Origin of the sequence: Candidatus Pseudomonas adelgestsugas, assembly GCF_004124255.1 — a bacterium.
Classification (GTDB): Bacteria; Pseudomonadota; Gammaproteobacteria; order Pseudomonadales; family Pseudomonadaceae; genus Aquipseudomonas; species Aquipseudomonas adelgestsugas.
On the sequence record NZ_CP026512.1, the window covers coordinates 1,517,449 to 1,540,739 of the forward strand.

Consider the following 23,291-nt stretch of genomic DNA (forward strand, 5'->3'; position numbering starts at 1 on the left):
AATTTACGATTAGCTTCTTCCGATAACTCTTCCTGCTTTTCTGGATTGAGAATTAACGATTCACGCTTTTCTGTAAGACGTTAAAATTACACATTTATATGCCAAAAGCTTGATGCGTATTATAGAGGTGTACGCTTGAAAAGAACCAAAGCATGCCAACGGTTGATAGGAATGGTCTGTGCGCTGGCGCACATTCTCACGCACGCAGCCAAGAAATTCGCATTTATCAGGCGTCGCACATCAGCTTAGTTCAGTTACGCAGCATTGAATTAGAGTTAGTCTGCTAGCAGCATATAAATTATGCATGATTGACAATCAAATAGCTTTGCTAGCTTAATAGTTAAAAAACTATAAACCAAATAAATCGAATATAATTATGAGCTAAATTAACATTAAGCAATATTGGTTGAGCCTATGTACATTTTGTATGATAAAATTTTTATGAAACTACAAACTTCCTAGTGAATATGCTCTAAATCACCAACTTCACCGCATTCAGACACCAACATAAACACTTGAATCAATTCATCATCAAGAAAGCTACGCCCTCATGTTATTACAGTGCCGAGTAGGTTTATTATTACATACTAAACTCGTACCTAATATTTTATGTATTCATTACACAATTAAAATTAATCAAAATTAAAAGATTTAAAGTATTAGGATGCACCCATCACAGCCTGTAAAAGTTATGGTTGCGCTTCATAGCGCTTAATATAGCTTTGTACACATGGTTTTATGGTGTTGCTGTTTGCTCTATAAAATAATAACGATACCCACAAACACAAAAGTCTATTATACACTTACTTATAAGCTAATAAAGCCGTTGTTTTAACAACAACCGATATGCCAGCACTGGCGACAAGCACTGCCACTACAATGTCTGATTGCTATATCGCATTACATCATAAATACTAACGCTGTTACGATCTATTTAAGACTTTTTCAGATTCGCAATTATGTCGTGTTAGATAACAATCTTGAACATACCTCGCCTATCAAAAATATGTCCACTGCTACTAATTATTTTTAATGCATAAATCATACTATGTAAAAGCCATATACACCGCATATCAGCGTTAAAGAAACTATTACATTAAATACCGTGTAACTGTACATCTATATAATCAGCTTATTAAAAATAATAAGCAATGATAAACAGTTATTCTTGATTCCGTGTCTATAAAACTTTTAAACGTCTAGACGATGATATCTTTGCTATATACGATACTGTTAATATAAGGATTAAAAAATGGTATAATTAGTGTGGTTAGTATTACCTGCAGCGGTATAACCGCCATGGAAAAACATACAACAGGCAGCAAACCGTATTTGTTTTAAGCTACTTAGAGCTTTATCACCGCAAAACAAATTTCACTATCACTCCATAGTTAAATCCAGACGAAGCTTGCTGCGTTACATGTTAATGATCTGATCTCTAAAGTTAGCCGTAGCGTCAGGCATGCTAATGTAGTCAAGCGTATCATGGTTAATAATAAAACGATTATTGCTGCAATATAACTTATTACTTTTAATTTAATAAAAGTTAGCACCATAACAATACCAACACATTAGCTAGCCATACTAGTGGTGAGCTATTAATAGTAAAACCTACTGGCTTAGAACAAAGCTAAAAATATTCAGACGGTCTACAAGTGAAAGAAATGCTTTACTTATGAGATCACTTCAGTGTGATACGCTGATAAAAAGAGTCTTTATGCTGATATAAAATAGGTATGACGCTAATATACAGTATTATAAACTTTGATTGACTTATTGATTCTATTGTTTATATCAGAACCTGAATTAACGGTTGACTAGAAGAATGCTGCGATAATAGAGGCAGTATTACAAGCTTGATTAAAAAAACTCTAGACTTAACGCCATTCAGACCATCATCTTGTATATGGTACTAAATATGCCGGTCAACTTATAGCTTTATATAGCTACTCAATCTAGCAAGTAAATTCTGGACAAAATAGTTTTTTTGGTATAAATTTTATATGGTTAAAGCTTTTAGTTTTAGTCATCGCTCTAGTAAAGCAATAATAGCTTCTACTGATTCGCGAATCAACGCTGGGCCTTTGTAGACAAAACCGGAATATAGTTGTACTAAGCTTGCACCAGCGGCGATTTTTTCGGCTGCGTGCTTACCTTCGGTAATACCTCCTACGGCAATAATCGGTAAACGCCCAGCTAGTTCAGCGGCCAGTACTTTGACGATATGGGTACTCTTATCTCGCAATGGTGCGCCAGATAGCCCACCAGCTTCATTACCATGGCGTAACCCTTCAACGCCAACCCGGCTGATGGTAGTATTCGTAGAAATGACCGCGTCCATGCCAAAATTTATTAAGGCCTGAACAATTAATACGATTTCCTTATCGTGTATGTCTGGGGAAATTTTGATCACTAGCGGCACGCGTTTCCCATAGTAAACGGCTAGGTATTCCTGACGTCGACTTAAGGCTTCAAGTAATCGCTTGAGGGAGTCACCAAACTGCAGGCTAGACAAGCTCGGTGTATTAGGCGAACTTATGTTGACTGTGATATAACTAGCCCATGAGTAAACCTTATTCAGGCAGATCAAGTAATCATCAATGGCACGCTCTATTGGCGTGTCAAAGTTCTTACCAATATTAATACCAAGAATGCCGTTGTACTTTGCAGTCCGAATCCGCGAAAGCAAATAATCAACGCCTAGGTTATTAAAGCCCATGCGGTTAATAATTGCCTCAGCTTTCTGCAAACGAAACATGCGTGACTTTGGGTTGCCAAACTGCGGACGTGGTGTTACCGTGCCTATCTCAACAAAGCCAAAACCCATTTGCGCAAAACCATCAATAGCTATACCGTTTTTATCAAGACCAGCAGCTAGCCCAACTGGATTAGGGAATTTTAAACCCATTACTGACACTAGTATCTTTGCTGGCTTTTTACATATTAGGCGATTAAGTCCTAGGCGGCCACCAGTCCCGATCAACTCTAGGGATAGATCGTGTGAACTCTCCGTAGAAAGCTTAAATAGCAGCTTGCGGATTAAGGTATACATTCACTAGCTATCGTTTAATGGTTGTAGGAAGGTGACAAAGATTGTAAAAAATTATAATCTGAATTATACACCAGATGCAAAGTGTATCTGTATATTCATTAATATCGCTATACAATCAACACCTGATACTGCCATCCAAATTAAATATATATAATGTATGCGTAACGTTTTACGCATAGCTTCTATACCGGCCTTTATAAAAAACCTGAAATGGTGTTCAGTGAACAATAAAAGAGTTGATTAGAACTAGCAATAATCTATGATTCACTCTAAACTGATAAGTGCGGTTTATATAGCAATTGTTTTTTGTATTTTTTATTTAACAAATAAGGTGTAGTAAAATACTGTTGATTGATATCAATCTAATATCGCGTCAGTCATAACTGACTGCAGACCTAGGCGTTTGCCCCATGGTTGTTGTATAAATAGGCAAATCATTCCAGTGACTTACTCAGGTCTGACTCATAACCGTTAACAGACTCAACAAGTAGTTTTGTGCACATCATTTTAATTATTGGTTCACTAGCTACATGACCCACTAGATGCGTTACATATTTCTCTGTTGTTTTGTTCTGGAGAGGCAACCTAATAATATCCGTACTCTTGCTGGTAAATAGTTTATCACTATAAAAACTCAATTATCAACGACAATACGATTATCAGTTTATTATTCACGATTCCTGTATACACTTCTACATTTAACTGCTGATATTACATTACTTGATTCTAGAAATAATTAATATATTAACTACACAGCTATACAAGCCTTAGCCTTTAATAATTTTAACAATAAATTTATATAATCGAGGCTCTTAGCGTGAGGCTACATAAGAGACTATTTGTGATTAGTATGCAGTAAGTGTCTAGAAAGACATTGATAATACATGCAATAGATTATGGGGTTTCAAGAGCTTAACATTTTTTGCATATATATAAATTTTGCATTTACTCATATCGGCTCCAGATTAATAACTCCTGTCTAATTTTAGCTATCCAGTAGCCATTTCTAGGCCAAGCTTTAGTGTTCCAGCCAGTTGACTACTCATCTTTTTCAATGGTTAGTTGTATTTCAATCTGTTTCACTGCTATAGAGGCATGGAGGGGTGGAGTGCATTGAGGGGGGCGTTATTATACTGCGAGACACCATTTTGCTATTGTCGGCACTAGACCCAAACCTCAACAGTTAACATTATCTCTATCCTAAAAAACCATCGAAACATTTTATTTGATTAAATCATGATAAACGCAATCATCCAAACCTTACGTCGGCATTCTAAAATACCGCACTATACTACCTAAGTAGTTATTATTCAAATGCTACAGAACGCGCATCGAGCTCATCCCAGTGCTAGTTTATTTAGCTCTAGGTCAAGCGTATTTTTCAAAGTTACCAGAATCTACATTCACATCTACTTACTACGGCAACACCTCAATTGGATGATTTGATGTGCTTAGCTTGTCACCAACTTTGTTAATCATTTTACCTTAGTAGGTTTGACCAACAAATTATTTAATCAATATACAAAATTACTATAAAACGTATATTAGTTATTAGCTACAATGGTCGCTATGTAAGATCCTTCTACTTGATCACAGATAGGCTTTTGATTATTGAAATTTATGATTTAAATCGTAGATAAACCTATTCGTCATGTATGGCGTACTTATGATTGTTCACGCAGGTATTGAGCAATCTTGCACTATGTTATGGGCTTGTTTATTTACGCATGCTTCAGTTCATGATCTTGCTATCAGTTAGATTATACGCTATACGTGCATTATGTGATGCTTAAAAGCTTAGTCATATAAAATATAACGTTACCACTATCCATGAGAGATGGCGGTGGCAACGTTATCCATAAGCTATACTTGATGCACAAAACATCTAAACCTGTGGAGCAGAGTATGCTAAAGCGATAATACAAAGCGTATTTTACATATGCAGGAAAACTGCTAATCTACTTAACCGGCTAATTACTTAATTGTTCTGCAAATGATTCTAAATGCTGCTGTTCTTACCTAAATTTTTTATGTTATAAAGATATAGTGAAACTATATAGCACGATTAGCAAGAATAGATAACTACAAAAGCATTGCAAATATGCTGACAAGGTATATAAACATTCATTCTGCGCCTAGAGGTTTTCTCTTTAAGCTAAAATGTTTAACCTACAACAACAATATACAACAAGCTAGCGCGTTCTCCATGTGAGACGATAACTATCGTACAGTATAACAGGTATCGTAAGTATCTATGCCGACGCAGCATAAAAAAGCAGCTACGCTGTAAGATGCTCTATTTTTGAATTTTAATGTAAAGTTGATAGCAGGCTTTACCTGCCTAGTTTGTGCATATTGACTATAGAGTTGATATTAGAGTGTACGCTAATATCGAGGTATGCTTATAGATAAAAGTATTTTCATACTTGCAATAAACTACATTTTCATGCTAGAGCACAATGCTCTTTTGAGAAAAAATCAAATACTATTAAAATTTTTAATTAGTAATGACCAAGTATGTAATCTACTAGCGTAGATAAATGGTAGTTACACCTAAAAAGCAAAGTTAATGTTATACTTCATAACATTAACCGATTTCGCTTTGTAAATGACTAATGCCGCTTAAAACTGCACTAAACTATGCAGTTTAACATTGAATTTTTAACGTCAGTCTTTTCTAGACTTAACTTAGTCTGTACGAAGTTACAGCGTTGCTCAAAAAAAACTACTAAAAGTTTAGCCGCTATGACTGATGCATGCGTTTGATAATGCTGACAGCTAGACACTATTTAAATGCGCCATCGGTTTAGATCAATAACTAGCGCTAGACTTTCATTGCGGTAAACTGCATAAAAGTTTACCGCATTATACTGTTAAGTGCTAGCTATTGGTTTCATATGGCAATCACTGTGTTTATTACAGTACACAAAATGTTGTCGTTTAGACTTACTAAGCTTTTTTTGCTTTCTAGCAATCATCGTAGATCTTTAATAAATACAAGTTATTGGTCAGCGACCGCAATCTCAATTTATCAAGCATCATTTATGCTGCTGCTCGATCAGAACTTCTAATTATATCAATAGTTGATTAATGTAAGTACATAATTCGGGATGCCTCGTCTGTCCTTGAATAGTATGTTTTCGGTTGACAGTGGTCATTCGTATTTCTATAATTACTTGTTACTGGATAACAGGATAAATTATATTGTTATCGATTCATAGAAAGCAATATTAGTCAGCCTGAAAAGCCATCGCATTAGCGACGGCAGTGTGTGTCAGAACTAACGCTTTATTGTTTTATACACATCTAGAAGATGCATTGTATTCTATATGTAATTTAGATTAAGTAAGAATTTGATTATGGCATGCCATATAACTATTATTTACCGAGAATCGAATTAAAAGTGATGATTTATACGTGTATTTTTTGGTTGAGATAGTAAAAAGTGATATTGTTAAGTGCATATGAAATTTAGTAGGACAAGTTAGTTGAATAACTAAGACTTAGTTTAGTAAATACAAAGAACTGTGACATAAAACTACTATTACACATTAATAATCGTAACGTAACTTTAGCCTTGGGCCTGCACTCAGAACGACAGCAGTCAAAACTGGTACGTTATAGTTGAAAGCAAGGTGATATCAGAGGCTATATATGGGTGGCGTAGCGCAAACTAAAAAGAAAAATGACTTATAGTCAGAATTTACATATATTCATGTAAATCTACAGGATATGCAGCCTGCAGATATTATTAATCCTAGTTCTTAGTAATATTATTGACACTAATACAGTGAACTGCATTAGTAGCAGGGGAGTAAGTGTTTAAGATAAACTACTGACGAAAAAAAGCCCGGCTAAGCCGGGCTTTTTTTCGTCAGTAGTTACTGATTAGCTTGAACTTCAATCGTAGCTTCTACACGACGGTTGATGGCGCGACCAGCTTCAGTTGAATTGTCAGCAACTGGACGGAGTTTGCCATAACCAACTGAACTTACACGACCAGGAGCAATACCATCTTCGACTAAGAGTTGTTTAATAGCATCGGCACGATGCTGTGAGAGTTTCTGATTATAAGCATCTGAACCAACTGAGTCAGTGTGACCTTTAAGAACGATAGTAATGTGTGGGTACTGTTTCATGAGATTAGCTATACGCTGCACATCACCATAGCTATTGTAATTCACAACTGACTTAGAAAAATCAAACTTTACGTCTAGCTCAACACGAATAGCCTGAGCAACTGGAGCTTCTGGTTCTGAAGTGTGTACTGGAGTAGAAATTGAATCAACTGCACTAGCGTTACCGCCAAAATTCACACCTAAACCAACTAGCGCAGCATAATCTAACTTACCATTGTCGATGGCATAGTCAGCTTCTACACCAGCACGAGCAAATAGGTTATTGGTAAAGTAATACTTTGCACCAGCCCCAGCGATTGCCAGAGTAGTCTGGTTGCGGCCAGTATGGCCGTGAGTAGTAATATTAGTATGGCTTTGATGAGCGAAGCCACCTTCAATATATGGACGCAATGAATTAACATTAGCCTGACCTAAATGATACTGAGCGGTCACGCTGCTAGCGTCACCCTTTATTTTATTATTACCAATACCATTACCGGAATGACTATAGTTGGTATTATTATAGCTCAGGTTAAGCGACACATCATCAGTTAAAAAGTAACCGATACCTGCGAAAGGGTGAAATCCATCTTCGATATGCGTAACGCTATTGTTATACTGCTTTTCGTAAAACAGCTGCCCTTCAACTGCTCCTTGGCCTTGCGCCAGAGCACTAAAGGCAGCAGCAACAATAACAGCACCAAAAGCAAAGCTCAAAGTATTTTTCAGTTTCATCCGTTAACTCCCTATCTAATGATTGTAAAACAGCCCCATAAACCATATGTAAAACTTTGCAACAAGTCTAACAGAACTTACTTATAAGTAAGAGATATTTATACTGAGCTAAATTTTAGCGTTACTAACAAATTATTTACGTAATTTATCAAAGACATGCTTGTAACATATTTTTTGTAGCACAAAAACTCATATACATATTGTTGGCAATTTTCTGAAGTTTAAGTTATGCAATAAATTATAGCACTAGAATTTTATGAGCAGTCTAGTCTATATGCATAGAACAATCAATAAAATCTGCTTTTCAACTTAGAAGTTAACGTCTTTTCTTTAAACGTTACATCAAAAGATGTTTTAACTTTATGCATCTATTAAGCAACATTTTATCTTTTTTAAGAGACTACGTGATACGTTCGTAGTATATGAGCTTATAAAAATCTATGCATCAAATTTTGATATCCACTTTTAAAACTCTTCAAACCGTACAGCAAAATTAAACATGACCCCCTAACAAACATCATCCGCATCTTTATTGCCCCCCCCCCTAAATATATTAAACAAACATTTATACCTACTCATCAATTTTTTGCACTTATGTTTCATAAAACGACTATATATACGAACAAACGACCAAGTCTTCATTCAAAATCTCAAGTAAATCATAACGCGCGACTTACATTTAAACTTTACTCAAAACAAGTCACGCGGATCGTGAAATCAATATTCACTATAACCCGAATGCCAGGTTTTGTGCTGCATATATTGAGCAGTGTTTACCGGATTAACAGCTAGCGACCTACTGTTCCATAGGGATCTAATTAAGCAGCAACATTAACTGACCGGTATTTAGTTTTTGCCTAGTTATCAACAATAAACATTGTATCACGAAAAGCAAATTTAGTACTTATTATCAATAATAAGTAGACAAATACTGGATTTGTAAAGTTCTACGCGCAACGTATTAGATCAGTAGTCATAGTTACTACTTATTGCCAAAATCTTGATGTGCGTGTTAAGAGAAATATACTAATTTTTTTTGCACAGCCAGCACAGGTACCTGTGCTGGCTGTGCAAATTATATTTTCTAAACCAAGAATTAATAAGCTAATCTTCATAAGATGTCTCAAAAAAATAGCATATATAGTAATCTATGCGCAAATCTAAATACTGGCTCTTAGCTGGAGAACTATTAATATTATTAGCATTAGGTGCATCCAGCTTAATGCAAAATTAAGCATTTAAACAGCTGAGCTCGAGTAAAACGCGAACACTTAGACCGTTATGGTAAACCTATAAGCACCAAGACATTAAAATCTACAAGATTATTCATTCTCTGGTTGAGGCAATGCGCTATTGCATCGACACATGCCTTAAACTATACATGTTTAGATAATAAAAAACTACTTTGTACCAAACTGACTAAAAATCTTGCCACTTTTAAAAAAGTATCAGAAAAGCTCATAATAATGATAACTTCAGTAGGAAAAAATGCTAACGTTTATATGTTTTAACCTAAGGAATAAGTACAATGCAACTAAATGCGTAATAACAAAATCACGCTTATAGTATCTAAGATACGCATCGGCTTTAGTCTGATAGCCTAAATAACACAATATGCTTTTTATCTCTGCAGGCACAGCAATTACACTGAACACTTTATATCAGAACCTGCTTGTGCGGTTCGAAAAGATTATCTCAACTAAATATAAAAATCTTTATATAAAGAATACGGATAAAAGTGCTTACCAATAGTACAATAGATTTGTCTAATAACTGCGAGGCTAATTTTTAGCCGATCATTTCAAACATAATTTTACTCAACTTTTTTGTTAGCATCATTGATATTATTTCCGCGCTCTTAACGTCCTTAGAATAATAGCGAATTGAGCACCCCTTCTATGTAGAATAGCTATCCTAGCTATTGGATACAACCATTATATATAGCGTATCGAGATTGTAAACTTACACATCGATAATAATCGATGGCGCTCTACACCTATTGACTCGATAAGACTAATTTGATCATCTTATAAACATAGCTCGCTCTGGAGTAATACTCTAGACATATTTGTATATGTTGGTATCATCTCAATATACGCTTGACTATCTACCTACTAGTTGCAGGATTAAAAAAGTTTAGACATCATCTGTGATGCAGCTATTGACTATAGCGAGGAAATTTGTAGACGTTGTATTAGGTAGCCTCAAAGCTTAACTGCTGATTTAACGCCTTAATAAATTCTTGATTCAAGTATCAAGCGTATAGACTGCTAAAAATTACAAGCACTCTCAAAACTATCGCTTTATTGCTAATTTAGCAGTGCTCTAACAAAACCAAGAAAATCAGTTAACAAATGAATGTTTGTAAGAATTCACTGCAAATGTCTAATAGAATTTCTACCTAGACACTCTTATACAGCTAATTAACTAACCACTATGGTACACTGTCAGACATTTTTATAGTAGCGATTAAACTTTGAATGCCGGAAAGTTTAAGCCCAGATCTATTAGAAATGCATAGGTACTATTTTATCATAAAGTTATAGTTTGGAACGCTAGGTTGGTTGGCTTAGTCAATACTAGCTGTCGGTTTATTTCGAGGAAAATCTACTGAGATAGCATGAATCAGCACTACCCCTCGAAATCTCGACAAACACTTTCTAAAAGAACTCCCATGAGATTGAGCAAGCAACAGAACTATCAAGTTGCAGCTATTGAAACAATGTGCCATAACGCTGGGCAGATTTTAATCTCATTACTCAGTTATAAAGCACTTAGCACTACTGATCTGCAGGAAAATTTTTTAATGAACCAAACTTTCAACGTTGCTAAACTAGCTAAGATTTATGCTAACAAATCTGCCCATGATATTCTAAAACTAGCATTTCATCAGTTTGGTGATGGCTTATGGGTTTCTTTTAGCGGTGCTGAAGATGTAGTGTTAATCGATATAGCTTGGAAACTAAATAAAAATGTTAAAGTATTTAGTCTTGATACTGGTCGTTTATATCCAGAAACATATCAGTTTATCGAACAGGTGCGTGAGTTCTATAAAATAGACATAGAACTGATCTCACCAGACCATGTCAAGTTAGAACCATTTATCAAGGAAAAGGGGCTCTTTAGCTTCTATAAGGACCGCCATGACGAGTGTTGTGGTATACGTAAGATTGAACCGCTACGCCGTAAATTATCCGGTGTAAGCGCCTGGGTCACAGGGCAGCGCAGCGACCAAAGTCCAAGCACCCGCAGCAAGGTGGCGGCACTAGAGGTTGATGCTAACTTCTCAACGCCAAAACGTACTTTATATAAGTTTAACCCGCTAATACAGATGGCTAGCGAAGAAGCCTGGAACTACATCCGCATGCTGGAGTTACCGTACAATAGTCTACATAAACGCGGGTTTATTAGCATTGGTTGTGAGCCATGCACCCGTCCAGTATTACCAAACCAACATGAGCGCGAAGGCCGCTGGTGGTGGGAAGAAGATACACACAAAGAGTGTGGATTACACACTAGAAATATAATCAGTAAAGAGTAATTAAAAATTTACACGCAAAAAATGGTGCTATTTAGTGCCATTTTTTGCGTATAGCCATGAAATTATGTACCAAAAGCTTATATGCCTACCAGCTAAAAAATATCTATTTAAAACTATTTATGTATATCGTTTTAAAGGTAAATATTTACCATAAATACCTATACATACTCAACTAAATTTAGTTTTCATATAGCAAATGCTAACACATATATAACTTAATATACAAAATATTTTATACAAAAAACAAAACATATATACACTATATCACCTGAATACGGAAATGCTCCTTGCAATAAAATTGCACTCAAATTGCTCTCCTTTGCCATAAACTCTAAAACAACAAATACAAACTTATTTCTATTTAACACTTGGCCTACATTACAAAGTAATAACTTGGCACTTACTAAAATCAAAATCTATTTAGATAGCAGTAGCCTCTATAATATCTTTGCGCTATAGACTAACAACACACATAATATCGCTAACTATTTATTTGCTATTTGTTTATTTAACACTGTACTGGAGGTGTTTGTCACAATCTAGTTTAAACAACTTGCTATCTTGGTGTACCAGGATATTTCTGTACTGCTATAGGAGAGGGCCGCACTAAACTTATGACTCTAGTTATAATGGCACTCTATAGATAAATATTTGACGGTATATTTATTCTCAACTTCTGCGACCGTATTCACGTTTCTACCTTGTGTTGAGCTAGCTAGTATCCAGGTATCTAAAATTTTTTCATAGCAAATATAACCATTACCGTAGCAGTAATCATACTGTAGATGTTCTATAGCAACCAGCTAGCGTTACATATCTCCTTACCTAGCCTAGTGTTACTACTTGGACTAATTTTATAATGATCACAGTCAATTACTATCTACTTTGCAATAGCCCACGCCAAATTTGTTACATTTGTATAGTTGAGCCTAAATAGCGTCTAGCATAATAGCTAGAGCAGCTAAAGTGTCGGCTTGATTTTAACTTTTTGCTGTTTTCTTAACCAGATCACGCTGACATTACAAAACTGTTATATTTAGCAAACGGCCACACACACTCAGCCTGATACGGTAGTCTAAGCTAATAAACTTAAAAACTTGCAAGAATTACTAAACGATCTAGTAATAAACATTACTGAAGCGGCGATTAATCATTTTATGACGAATCTAATTGGGCTAATCGCAGTACATTTATAAATACAGATAGTGTAAGTTACTACTTTCCAGCCTGTCTGGCTAGACCTCACGCTGGCTATATTGCTATAGCAAACTTGACTATTAACGATAGTTTTAGTGCACAATGATTCTAGATAACTGTCACAAAAACATTTTTATAACAAAATTAATTTAGCATATTGGCGGTAGGCCATAGGCAGCAAGATCAAAATCAGCAAGTTTACGGATAATCTGATCGGCATGCTTATATTTACTATTAGCCATAGCTTCATCAGGTATAGCGATGGCGGTCATCTTAGCAACCTTGGCAGCAGTCACACCGAATGGCGAATCCTCAAATACTAGGCAGTCCTCTGGCGCCACGCTGAGGCGGTGTGCAGCGGCTAGGAATATATCTGGCGCCGGTTTAGCAGCACTAATCTCCTGATCATCAGCAGCAACAATCGTATCAAACAAACCAAACCATTCGCGATGCAAGGCAGTTTTATGATTAAACAAATTGCGTGACGAACTGGTACCTACAGCGATTAGAATATTATGTGCCTTCAGATGCCTTACTAACTCTTCAGCGCCTGGCATACTTACTGTATTAGAGAATCGCTCGCTCATCAGTGGCTCGCGGATAACTAGAAATTCATCTGGTGTAATCGGTAAATCTAGCGCCTTAACTATGTACTTGGCTAGGTCCTGTGCACCGCAACCAATAATGTGTTGCTTTATACTCCAGTCATAGGTACGACCGTAGCGTTGAGCGATTATCTGTATAACTTCAGTATAAATACCTTCTGTATCCAGCAATAATCCGTCCATATCGAAAATCACGGCCTTAATCGGATTAACTATAATGTGCGGTGCATTCATCACAATAAAACCTGAAAGAAAAAACTCAAAAATCTTGTTAAAACCAATCAATATCGATAACTAGCAACTATTATAATCATTAATGTACTTCTATCATCATGCCTTATCTAGAAAAATATATACCATAAATAACCTAAAGCCAATACGCCTAAAATTTAGCGCTTAACGATTTACTATGATACACGTAAACATAAAGAGAGCTTGCAGGCCCCAAGCATAATTGCAGTTGCTTGACTTTACTGCCGTAACTAAGCACTTAGTTAGTATTTACTACCATCATATCAAGATAATCGTAGATGGCATGCTAAATTTCATTAGCTGCATGCCAAAATTTAGTTATTAAAACTAGTTCAGTTTAACCGACAGTATTATGATATCTAGTGAGATGACTTCTTAAGATAACGCTTTCGATAATACTTACGCTTGCAAGCTTAGTAACATTATTAAAACGTTAAAAACGTGGATGCAACCTTACTAAATAAATAGTATTTATTACGCTGACCTCAGAACTATTAGCATGCAGGAAAACATTAACAAGTAACTCCGGCCAATCAATGTAACTTCCGTCATTTATTTTAGTGGCGTATATGTGGCTCATAGCCAAACTGTTATCTAGCGATTAGCTGTACGGCTCAGCCAACTTACTGCAGGTCACTCATCTCCTGAATATAGTATTCAGATACTGAAAAACACAGCCGATATTAACAACTACTAAAAACTGCCCACACTAACTAATAAGTGATAGCTAATTTTACAGCTGTCATAAGCTAGATTTGCTTGATCACTTGCCTAGTGTACAACCAATTCAAACATAGCTACTATATCATTTGACAAAAGTTAACTAACAATACACACCACAAGCTATGCCTAAATAACTAACTGAACGTATTAGTTACGCTAAGGTTAAATCCTAACATAAGCAAAATACTTCTTATCTTGGTGCTGCTAAATTTTTTTAGCATAATTATCATAAAACCGCGAAAGGTAGCAAGCATTTCATCATCACAATTAATCACATCGCTAGTGATTTAGGATCAACCAGCATCGTCAAAACGTACCTTGCACAAAAGCTAGCGCATAAACCTTCTAAGTCTGTTAAACTTATACAGTTGTACTGCTAAGCTAATAATTTTAATGATTGAGCCCAGTGCTAGAACTTCACTCGTAACTTTATACAGCACGAAAACAGCGTTGTATATGGCAACTGCTACAGAGAAATGGCTACAGACTATATAGATGTTGTACATTTATACATCAAATAGCTCAATTAAATGAGAACTTTACCAGTTATTACTTTCATTTTTCGCTGAAAGACAGACCACAGTAACTACATGATAAATTCACATCACAAAGTATATGCTTAGAGAGTATATTGGCGGTATTTATATCCTAAATAAGCGCAACATTAATTGCCAGTTTACCTATAAACCGAAATGATACTGACTGATTATTTGAGTGAATAACTACAAATAGCTAACTTATATTTTCATGCGAACAATCCATACTCAGCAAAGAATAACCTTATAACGTAGTGCGTAGCTTGATCGAAGTTGGCTTTGCATATTCGTAACTATTTGTGAAATAACAATACATCTTGCTGCGCATATAAACCTAGCATATAACCACAGTAATTAGCTTTGATTGGCAAAGCATGTTTATTTATACAACTTACTAGCAAAATTTTTAAGCGCAGCATCCTTATTCTTAGCAGTGACAGCGCTGAGATATAATTAGCACGGATCTGTGCAGGTACTAATATCTGAACCATTATACTAACATGGCTGACAATTATATAGTGAAGCCTTCCACAGAAAGCGTCTGTTTTCAAAGAAAAACATGGCTGAACGGTACAAGAAACCTGCACAACAAGTCAGCTCTGCTGAATAAAATTTGATGCACTAGTATAAAATTGACTACGTTCCGTATAAAATCAAATGGCTTTATTGATAAAAAATTAGTTTTCCCAGCCTAACCCATAAGCGCTCCGATGTACAAAGCCTTCAAAGTACACTGTTCTCACAAAATAGATATAATCTACACCTACAGTTGCGGTAACAACTAAGTTTATGGTATCTTTAACGTCATAATGAACTGCTAGTAAGCAGCTCATTATGAAAGCAAAGCAGGCAAGAGTGATAATAGATAAAAGTAAGCTGCTACCACCATTAAAGACCAAGAACAGCCAGCTAGATAAATAGTACTGCAAACTAAATCTGGTCAACAACAATCTAACAGAACTGACAATGCATATTTTAGTATAGATACCGTAACCATTACAAGGATAGGACTAACCTCCTACCAAAGTGATCATAAGAAAAGCTATACGTTTTAGCAGGCTAAAAGTTAGACTGACTGCATAGGAGTGGAATCACAAAAGTAACATATGTGTCATACTATCATCATTACAGCGACACAAGCAATTACTGCAATCAAGATCATGATTTAGTTAGTAGCGACAATATTCTCACGCATAAAACATGATTACACCACATATCCTAAGTACCGCTAGCATCTAGCAATGACGGCGAGCAAGTTTGACACGGCTTTATCTATGATTGACTTGGGTTGTTCAATAATGATTAGCTCTAATTTTGTAGCTTACTTTATGTGCCTTGATAAGTACGCTGGCTTGCTATAAAATAGTATAATAGCAACTAATATACTTGTTTTAGGTCACAGCGAAGCATTGCTAGTGGCATTCTAATACTCTGCAGTATATTTATCGACTAGATAAGCTGTTTTATGAGCGCCCAGAATAAATCATTAAGATTATAAGCGACGACATAGTGATTAATATTAAAACGCAGACACAATGGTTATGTGCCAGGTAATGAATTATTATAAAGTTAAAGTTTATGGTGATGTGATTAAGTAAAAAACACGATTAGCATAAAATTATCAGGATACTGGATAAGGCTAAACGGCGTATCCTGAACCAGGCTTTTAAATATGACTATAAACTTTAATATTCAATCTAAACTTGCCGTAGCCGCATTATTAGGTGTGGTTATCTTTGGTCTTAACTACTTTCATATTTTGACTAACTCATACCAGCTAATATAGATTTATTTCTATGGATCTTACTCTTGGATTTCTATTAATTATCTTAATCAACTTGGCTAATATTATGGAAAATGCTACCAAGTGCATTGACTGCTTGGATGATTGTTTACTGACGTGGTAACATGACGACGGCGAACACATTCACCGCTTTTTACAAATATTTACAAATTTAGCTTTTGTCAAGATTATTTTAATATAAAGCAAGCCTAACTCAGTTAGTTCTTGCTTAACAAATGTGGCGGCGAAGAAGAGATTCGAACTCTCGATACAATCTCTTGTATACACACTTTCCAGGCGTGCTCCTTAAACCACTCGGACACTTCACCGTATCTCATTAAATCAGTTATGTCTGTCAACAGCGCTATAATATAGGCGAAAGCTTTTATTATAGTAAAGATTTTTTTAAAATCTTTACACGATTCAATGAGTAGGCACTCAGTAGCCATGTATTTATCTACGTAAATATGATACAGTTGATATCTGAGAGATAGAACAGCAAATCTACCTCATGTCAGCGCTAAGCTAGTAGCACTGTATTAGCTTTGACTAACTTATAGCAAGAAATTCGCAAGAATGGCCCATGCAAGCGTGTCTTACTTCACCGTATATACCATCATAACAAATACAGCATGATCTGTATTTGTTATGAGTAAAACGTAAGCACTGTTGCATGGCTGATACTATCATCGTAAACACTTAAAACCAGTAAGTCGAATAAATATTTGAATGCATACTGACGCCTTTATATGTAAAAGGCACGTATGCTATTTCCCGTGCATCATTTTAATGCATGTTTGAACTATCAATAGTATAAATCATTATTGATTTCACTATTTGCCATTTCCTATAGATTAGACATACTTCAAATGGCTTATCAGAATAAGCTATAACATTTCAACGAGTTACTATTCCTATTATTTTCGTTAGGTTACACAAGGTTAGATAACTTTTTAGTATCTCAAAACATGCCATCTGTGTGAAAATTTTTTCAGATAATACAGACATGGTAAGACTGACTAAAAGGTCATTCTACACGAGGCATTTTATATTACTATACAATAAATTACATAGACAACCCACGCACCTCCTGTTTAACGCCCCACCCCTCCATAATCCCACCAAGAGGCCCGACCACTGCTTCAAAATCTTGCTCAAAGTCTCCTATACCATCATAGGTTGCGAACATGATTTTACTTAGCTCTAGGTGCCAGGCGCCATTATCACAAGCGCTGACCTGGGCATTTAAAGATTCCCCACGAAATCGATCAGCAGCCCTGCGTGCCAGTTCTTCATCCGGGAAGATAGCATAAAACTCGATAGGGTGAAAACGTGAAAAATCAAAGCCGCCTTCTTTCATGCGACGTAATACGTTAGTGCTGATGTCTTCTTGATAAACGGTGATCATGAAACGTCCCCCTCAAAACCGATGGATAGACTTTCCGTGTTTACCAAAACTATAGTATATTGGCTTTAGGGCTACAGCAATAACATTTTTGCTATAAAGCAGCGCATAATTAAAACAAGACCAGACTCTCACGATGTATTTGCTAATCTCAATTATAGAGAGTAGCGCGAACCCATCACCTGTACCAGAGGTGAATTAATTAATAGTTATGGAATATTTAAACGATGTAGAGATGTTAAAGATAGGGATGATATTTTGATCATTGAGGACAACAACCATAGTCTCAAGGTGTTGCGAAAATCCAGCTCATTGAGAACAAAATTACTAGCTTATAGGTACTAGTTTGTTGTAGATAACTTTGGCCGCTAACCTTAACATATAGACTTTTATAAGCAGGCAAGCTCGAGCTTGCTCTACGTAATAAATATCTTGATTACCTACGTAGGCGATCTAACACTTTTATGTTAGTGATATCCAGTGCCTAATCGCTAAATCTAGATATATAAGTTTATATATCTTAATCTTAAGAAATTGGCCAGTGCTACACTTAAAGCAATAGTTACTTTAATGACTGCGCGTATTTGACATATATTTTCTTTTAAGGTTTCTACAGTACCGAAAGGTACGCCATACATAATCTTGTAGGTCAATCACAATAGCACACTGCTATAACCTGAGCGCAATATTGTAAACGATTGAATTAACATTTGTAATAATTTACAAATCAAGAGCACCATCAGCAGATCTAAAGATAGCGTGACTCACATGTCGCTGTCTATAACTAATCATTAAAATGGCACCATAAGCGTGATGTAAATTTAACTATTGTTAACTGTCTAGTCTTGAGCATTTTTTATAATTGACATATGCAATCAATACACACAAAAAACAAGAGCTTTTTATTATTTTAATAATAGACAATCAATAACATATATTATCTATACGTGTACATGTATTATCTAAATTCAACGTCTAGTGCAGCATCTTCAATATTGCATAGTTATTAGTTACGCAGATGCAATGATAGTTATTTGTAGCTGCTAGCGGTTATTTATTAAAATGCTATCGTAAATAGTTATTTGCATAAACATAAAATGTAGATGACCATAAAGGCACAATTTCGCATATGAGCATGATGATAATAAAGTATAAATTTATAACTATTTTCGTAGGCATGAATAGCTCTTGCCAGCACTATGCTTGTATTACATGGAATTAACGGACTCATCACGATAACAAATCTATATACAATATATATATTACCAGTAGCATTAAAAATAAAAAATACATTCACTCGTTATGCGTTGCATGATAAACATGTTGATTACTTTGACGAACTATACAGCGCTTTTTATGTCAATCGGAAGCCTACTGCAGTCTCTTGGCATAATTGGCTAGCCAAATATACCCAGCGTCATTAGCGCCTGCCCTGCTTCACGATTCCAGGCCATTCTGCAGTTGAGGCGAATGTAGTGATTGAACTGCTCTGTATTACTAAAGATAATCCCAGGTGCAATACTGATTTCTTGCTGTAGTGCACGTACATGCAGTTGCTGAGTATTGACCAGCCACGGTAAACTTTAACTTATATAATAAAGCCGTCGATTGGACTGGTCATCTGTTGTACCCTCAGGAAAATACTACTGTACTGCTAGCTGAAATGCGCTGAGATTCTTGCTGCATTCCTGACGGATCTAACGCAGATGCCAATCGTACCAATCGTTTTCCAAGTATGTCACAACACCAATTTGGGTAACACTGCACGCCGAGTTGGTGCTAAACATCTACAACTGCTGAATTTCCTGCTGATACTTGCTGGCAATCATACAACTAATGCGAACGCCTGGTGACTAAGCTTTAGAAAAGTTAGAGCAGTAAATCCACCAGGCCTAAGTGATCATGGGCTTTCATGGCCTTAGTACGGCCCAGCTCGAACATCAGCTCACTGCAGAGGTTGTCCTTCAGCAATTTGGATATCAAAATCAAAGGCCAAGCGCAACAACTGTTTCTATCACTCCTCAGGCATAGTAGCGCCCAGGAGTTATTCAGTCTGGTAGTTAGCACTAAGGCTTTAATCAACCATTGCTTAGCTGCCAATTGTAGTACTTCAAGACTTATATCATTAGATGAATCACTAGATATCTAGATATCCTTGAGACCAAGCACATCTGCTAATTGCAATACACCATAATAAGTTGGCAACTTCAGCGGCAATTAAATCACCTGAATGAGTCAGCACACGTAAAGACATCTGTAATGCGTCGACACAACCATGAGTGATGACTACTTCAGCAGGGGGTCCACCAACTCCAGCATCGCGCATGCGAATTGCTATCTAACGCCGCAACGGTTCAAAACCAGGGCTAAACATATAGCTGAATCCACGTTGGCTATGAAAGCGCATGACCGTAGCCAGCTGTTGATGCAACGCGCGCACCGGCAATTGATCGATACTCGGCACTGCTGCACCTAACGGACACACACCATTACGACGCGAATTAATTAATATTTACTAGATGATACTGCTATGAGTAATTAACCAATGACACTCTACCCATGTAATATCCGGCGCAGATGCCGTCAATGAAGACGGTTTGGTATACGTAATAACCAGGCTGTTGTCGAGCCTTACTGTAGAGTAACTAACGTTCAGTTGTGAGCTCATTTTACGCACAGAAGGTACTCGCTCACCTGGTTGATAACCACTGGCCGAATATCTTCGGCCAGCTACCTAGTATTGATAAATTAATAATTTTATCATGATTAGTACTCGATATCACAAGTATTTTATTTTTTATGTGAAAAAAATATGTACATTTTAGAAAAAGTGTTAGGATTGTTGCTATAAAAATCAAGCACTGACGACAGCGATAAAAAACTATGCACAGTAACTGTGAAAAATGCACTAAACCTTAAGCAGGCAGTGTACTCAGCTAAGACATTCTGACAAAAGAACATAATTTTTAACTGACAGTTCAGTACGCGCGACTACATTTAGAATTATTCTCTATAATTTAACCATGATAGCTACCATGGCCGTAGACCTAAATACACTTTTAGTCGACCTACTAATGTCCATTAGAACATTAGCTGTTGATTACGCACGGTCGCAGGATAACTTAAGGTTTTCCTAATAACTGACGGTGTTATCTATATAGCTCTCAATACGCAATACATACTTATAGTTTAATTGTAGTAACTGTATAGTCTTCAGCACGGTATAAACTAAGTTTTGTGGACTAGTACTAGATGATTAATAATCGGCCTGAGCTACATCCTTAGACGTAAAACGTAGTATTATATTGGTGTTTTCAATAATCATCTAGAAGCCATTGCCAACCTGAGCTACAAGATTTATGTGCTTACCTAGTTGGCTAGCACGCAATACCCACAATATATTCGTTTAACGGTAACATACAGTTCAAATGGCAAGCCAAGCCAACTCATTAAACTTCTCTAAACTAACAATGCTTATATAGATATATAATGAAAATATCCAGTACGTTTAGATGTTGCTGGCTATTATTGGTCAGAAGTCTTTACTTGGACATGGCATACGCTTGGCTCAGTTATTGTGAGCTTTAGATTGAACAAATATATCTTCAGACAGTTTTAGTTCAAACGAGTTATTTATGTTAGCACTTATATCGTTAGTCTGTTCATGGATTGCTAGGTGAGATATATTTATCCATGCGACGCATAGAGGCTATGTGCTCGCCAAAACTAAAATAGTTAAAGGCCATAAAAGATCTGAGAATCACTAAAACTTTTGCTTTTATTCTCTGCTAACAGATTGCTGTAATTGCACCATCTAAGGTTTAAAGTTACGCTGTAAGGCGGCTGGCGCAATACCAGACATGGAAAGCAATTCCTTCATCTTTATTAAACGACGCAACGTGCAGTCATAGATCGCTACAAAGAAAATGTATAGAAAGTATCCTGCTAAAGCTTGGCTGCGATGTTCCTGGTTAAGTTACTAGCTCGCGCAGATTCTAAAATAATCAATCAAGCGCATACACTCTGAGTATACACCTATGTATAATCACCAGATTAGTCAATGACTTTATGTAGGAACTAACGGTAAGTCCCTATGTGTACACGCTAGATATTCCATCAACAATATTAGTTGTTAGATGAGTAGCAGTTACAAGTCTTTAACTTGCCTACATTTATCGGTATATCAGTGATAAATATCCATGCGCCTGCTGTATACTGTATTTATAGTTAGTAACCACTTGTCGCCATAGATTAATTAATTGTATTACTGGCTGGCTAAATGCCAAGCTTGGCAGCAGCAATATAGCTAGCAATACAGGATATATGTCCATAGTAATTTCTATGGATTAAAAAAGAAACACACATAAAGCCCATCCATAAGACCTAGCTTTATAATAGGTAAAGCAACTAAATTAGACCAACTTCTCTAACTCTAGTAGAGCTTCAAACAAGTCTGAAACCAGTCCATAATCAGCTATTTGGAAGATCAAAGCTGTTTCATCCCTATTAATCGCAACGATAACTTTAGAGTCTTTCATACCGGCCAAATGCTGGATTGCGCCAGAAATACCAATAGCTATATATAGCTGTGGCGCAACAATTTTACCGGTCTGACCAATCTGTATGTCATTGTGTGCAAAGCCTGCGTCAACAGCCGCACGAGAAGCACCCACTGCAGCGCCAAGCTTGTCAGCCAGCGCATATAAGCGCTTAAAGTTATCACTGTTCTGCATGCCACGGCCGCCAGAAATAACGATTTTAGCAGCAGTCAGTTCAGGACGATCAGACATGACTAATTCTTCGCTAACAAAGTTAGAAGTGCTATTGTTATGGACAATGGACACTGTTTCTATAATAGCCGAAGCACCTGTAGTAGTAACTGGATTAAAACTAATGGTACGTACAGTAATCACTTTAATAGCAGCAGTCGATTGTACGGTCGCAACGACGGTACCTGCATAGATCAAGCGCTTAAAGGTATTAGCACTTTCAACCGAGATAATTTCAGAGATCTGATCAACGTCTAACTGCGCGGCAACGCATGGCAAGATATTTTTGCCATTAGACGTAGCAGCGCTCAGGATATGGCTGTAATCAGAGCTAAGCTCTGCAACTAACGGTGCAACATTTTCCGGTAATTGATAAGCGTACGCGACATTGTCAGCTAGTAGCACTTTACTCACGCCTGCGATTTTTGTAGCAGCTTCAGCTACAGAACCAGCACCATAACCAGCAACTAGTATGTGGATATCGCCGCCAATTTTAGCAGCAGCTGCCACAGTATTTGAGGCAGACGGAGATAGTACTTTATTATTGTGCTCTACGATTACCAAGATAGTCATAG

6 protein-coding genes, 1 tRNA gene and 1 pseudogene are annotated in these 23,291 nt (G+C 36.4%); 1 reads left to right on the forward strand and 7 read right to left on the reverse strand.

The window, feature by feature from the left end; genetic code table 11:
- Nucleotides 1-2,026 precede the first annotated feature (2,026 nt).
- Both C3B55_RS03795 and C3B55_RS03800 read right to left on the reverse strand, forming a co-directional pair.
- Nucleotides 2,027-3,052: a quinone-dependent dihydroorotate dehydrogenase gene (locus C3B55_RS03795; protein WP_129211604.1), complete on the reverse strand. Its 1,026-nt coding sequence runs from the start codon at nt 3,050-3,052 to the stop codon at nt 2,027-2,029.
- Nucleotides 3,053-6,933: 3,881 nt separating this feature from the next.
- Nucleotides 6,934-7,905, reverse strand: coding sequence for an OmpA family protein (locus C3B55_RS03800; protein ID WP_129211606.1), 972 nt, complete (start codon nt 7,903-7,905; stop codon nt 6,934-6,936).
- A gap of 2,806 nt (nt 7,906-10,711) precedes the next feature.
- On the opposite strand from C3B55_RS03800, the gene C3B55_RS03805 reads away from it, so the two are divergent.
- Entirely contained in the window at nt 10,712-11,446 is a 735-nt protein-coding gene (locus tag C3B55_RS03805) for a phosphoadenylyl-sulfate reductase (RefSeq protein ID WP_129211608.1), read from the forward strand.
- A 1,346-nt stretch (nt 11,447-12,792) separates the two neighbouring features.
- Here the strand turns inward: C3B55_RS03805 and C3B55_RS03810 are convergent.
- From C3B55_RS03810 to C3B55_RS03830, 5 genes and pseudogenes are all read right to left on the reverse strand, one after another.
- A complete protein-coding gene (locus C3B55_RS03810) occupies nt 12,793-13,482 on the reverse strand; it encodes an HAD-IA family hydrolase (protein WP_129211610.1) in 690 nt (229 codons plus the stop codon).
- 3,299 nt (nt 13,483-16,781) lie between these two features.
- Nucleotides 16,782-16,871: transfer RNA gene (locus C3B55_RS03815), tRNA-Ser, on the reverse strand.
- 737 nt (nt 16,872-17,608) lie between these two features.
- A complete protein-coding gene (locus C3B55_RS03820) occupies nt 17,609-17,950 on the reverse strand; it encodes a ribonuclease E inhibitor RraB (RefSeq protein ID WP_129211612.1) in 342 nt (113 codons plus the stop codon).
- Nucleotides 17,951-19,301: 1,351 nt separating this feature from the next.
- Nucleotides 19,302-20,677 (reverse strand): annotated as a pseudogene (locus tag C3B55_RS03825) (aminotransferase-like domain-containing protein).
- A 1,682-nt stretch (nt 20,678-22,359) separates the two neighbouring features.
- Nucleotides 22,360-23,289, reverse strand: coding sequence for an electron transfer flavoprotein subunit alpha/FixB family protein (locus C3B55_RS03830; RefSeq protein WP_129211614.1), 930 nt, complete (start codon nt 23,287-23,289; stop codon nt 22,360-22,362).
- Between the last annotated feature and the right edge of the window lie 2 nt (nt 23,290-23,291).

Excerpts from the sequence above, each read along its gene's own strand:
- C3B55_RS03795 (WP_129211604.1), bottom strand. The coding sequence starts at position 3,052 with ATGTATACCTTAATCCGCAAGCTGCTATTTAAGCTTTCTACGGAGAGT.
- C3B55_RS03800 (WP_129211606.1), bottom strand. The coding sequence starts at position 7,905 with ATGAAACTGAAAAATACTTTGAGCTTTGCTTTTGGTGCTGTTATTGTT.
- C3B55_RS03805 (WP_129211608.1), top strand. The coding sequence starts at position 10,712 with ATGAACCAAACTTTCAACGTTGCTAAACTAGCTAAGATTTATGCTAAC.
- C3B55_RS03810 (WP_129211610.1), bottom strand. The coding sequence starts at position 13,482 with ATGAATGCACCGCACATTATAGTTAATCCGATTAAGGCCGTGATTTTC.
- C3B55_RS03820 (WP_129211612.1), bottom strand. The coding sequence starts at position 17,950 with ATGATCACCGTTTATCAAGAAGACATCAGCACTAACGTATTACGTCGC.
- C3B55_RS03830 (WP_129211614.1), bottom strand. The coding sequence starts at position 23,289 with ATGACTATCTTGGTAATCGTAGAGCACAATAATAAAGTACTATCTCCG.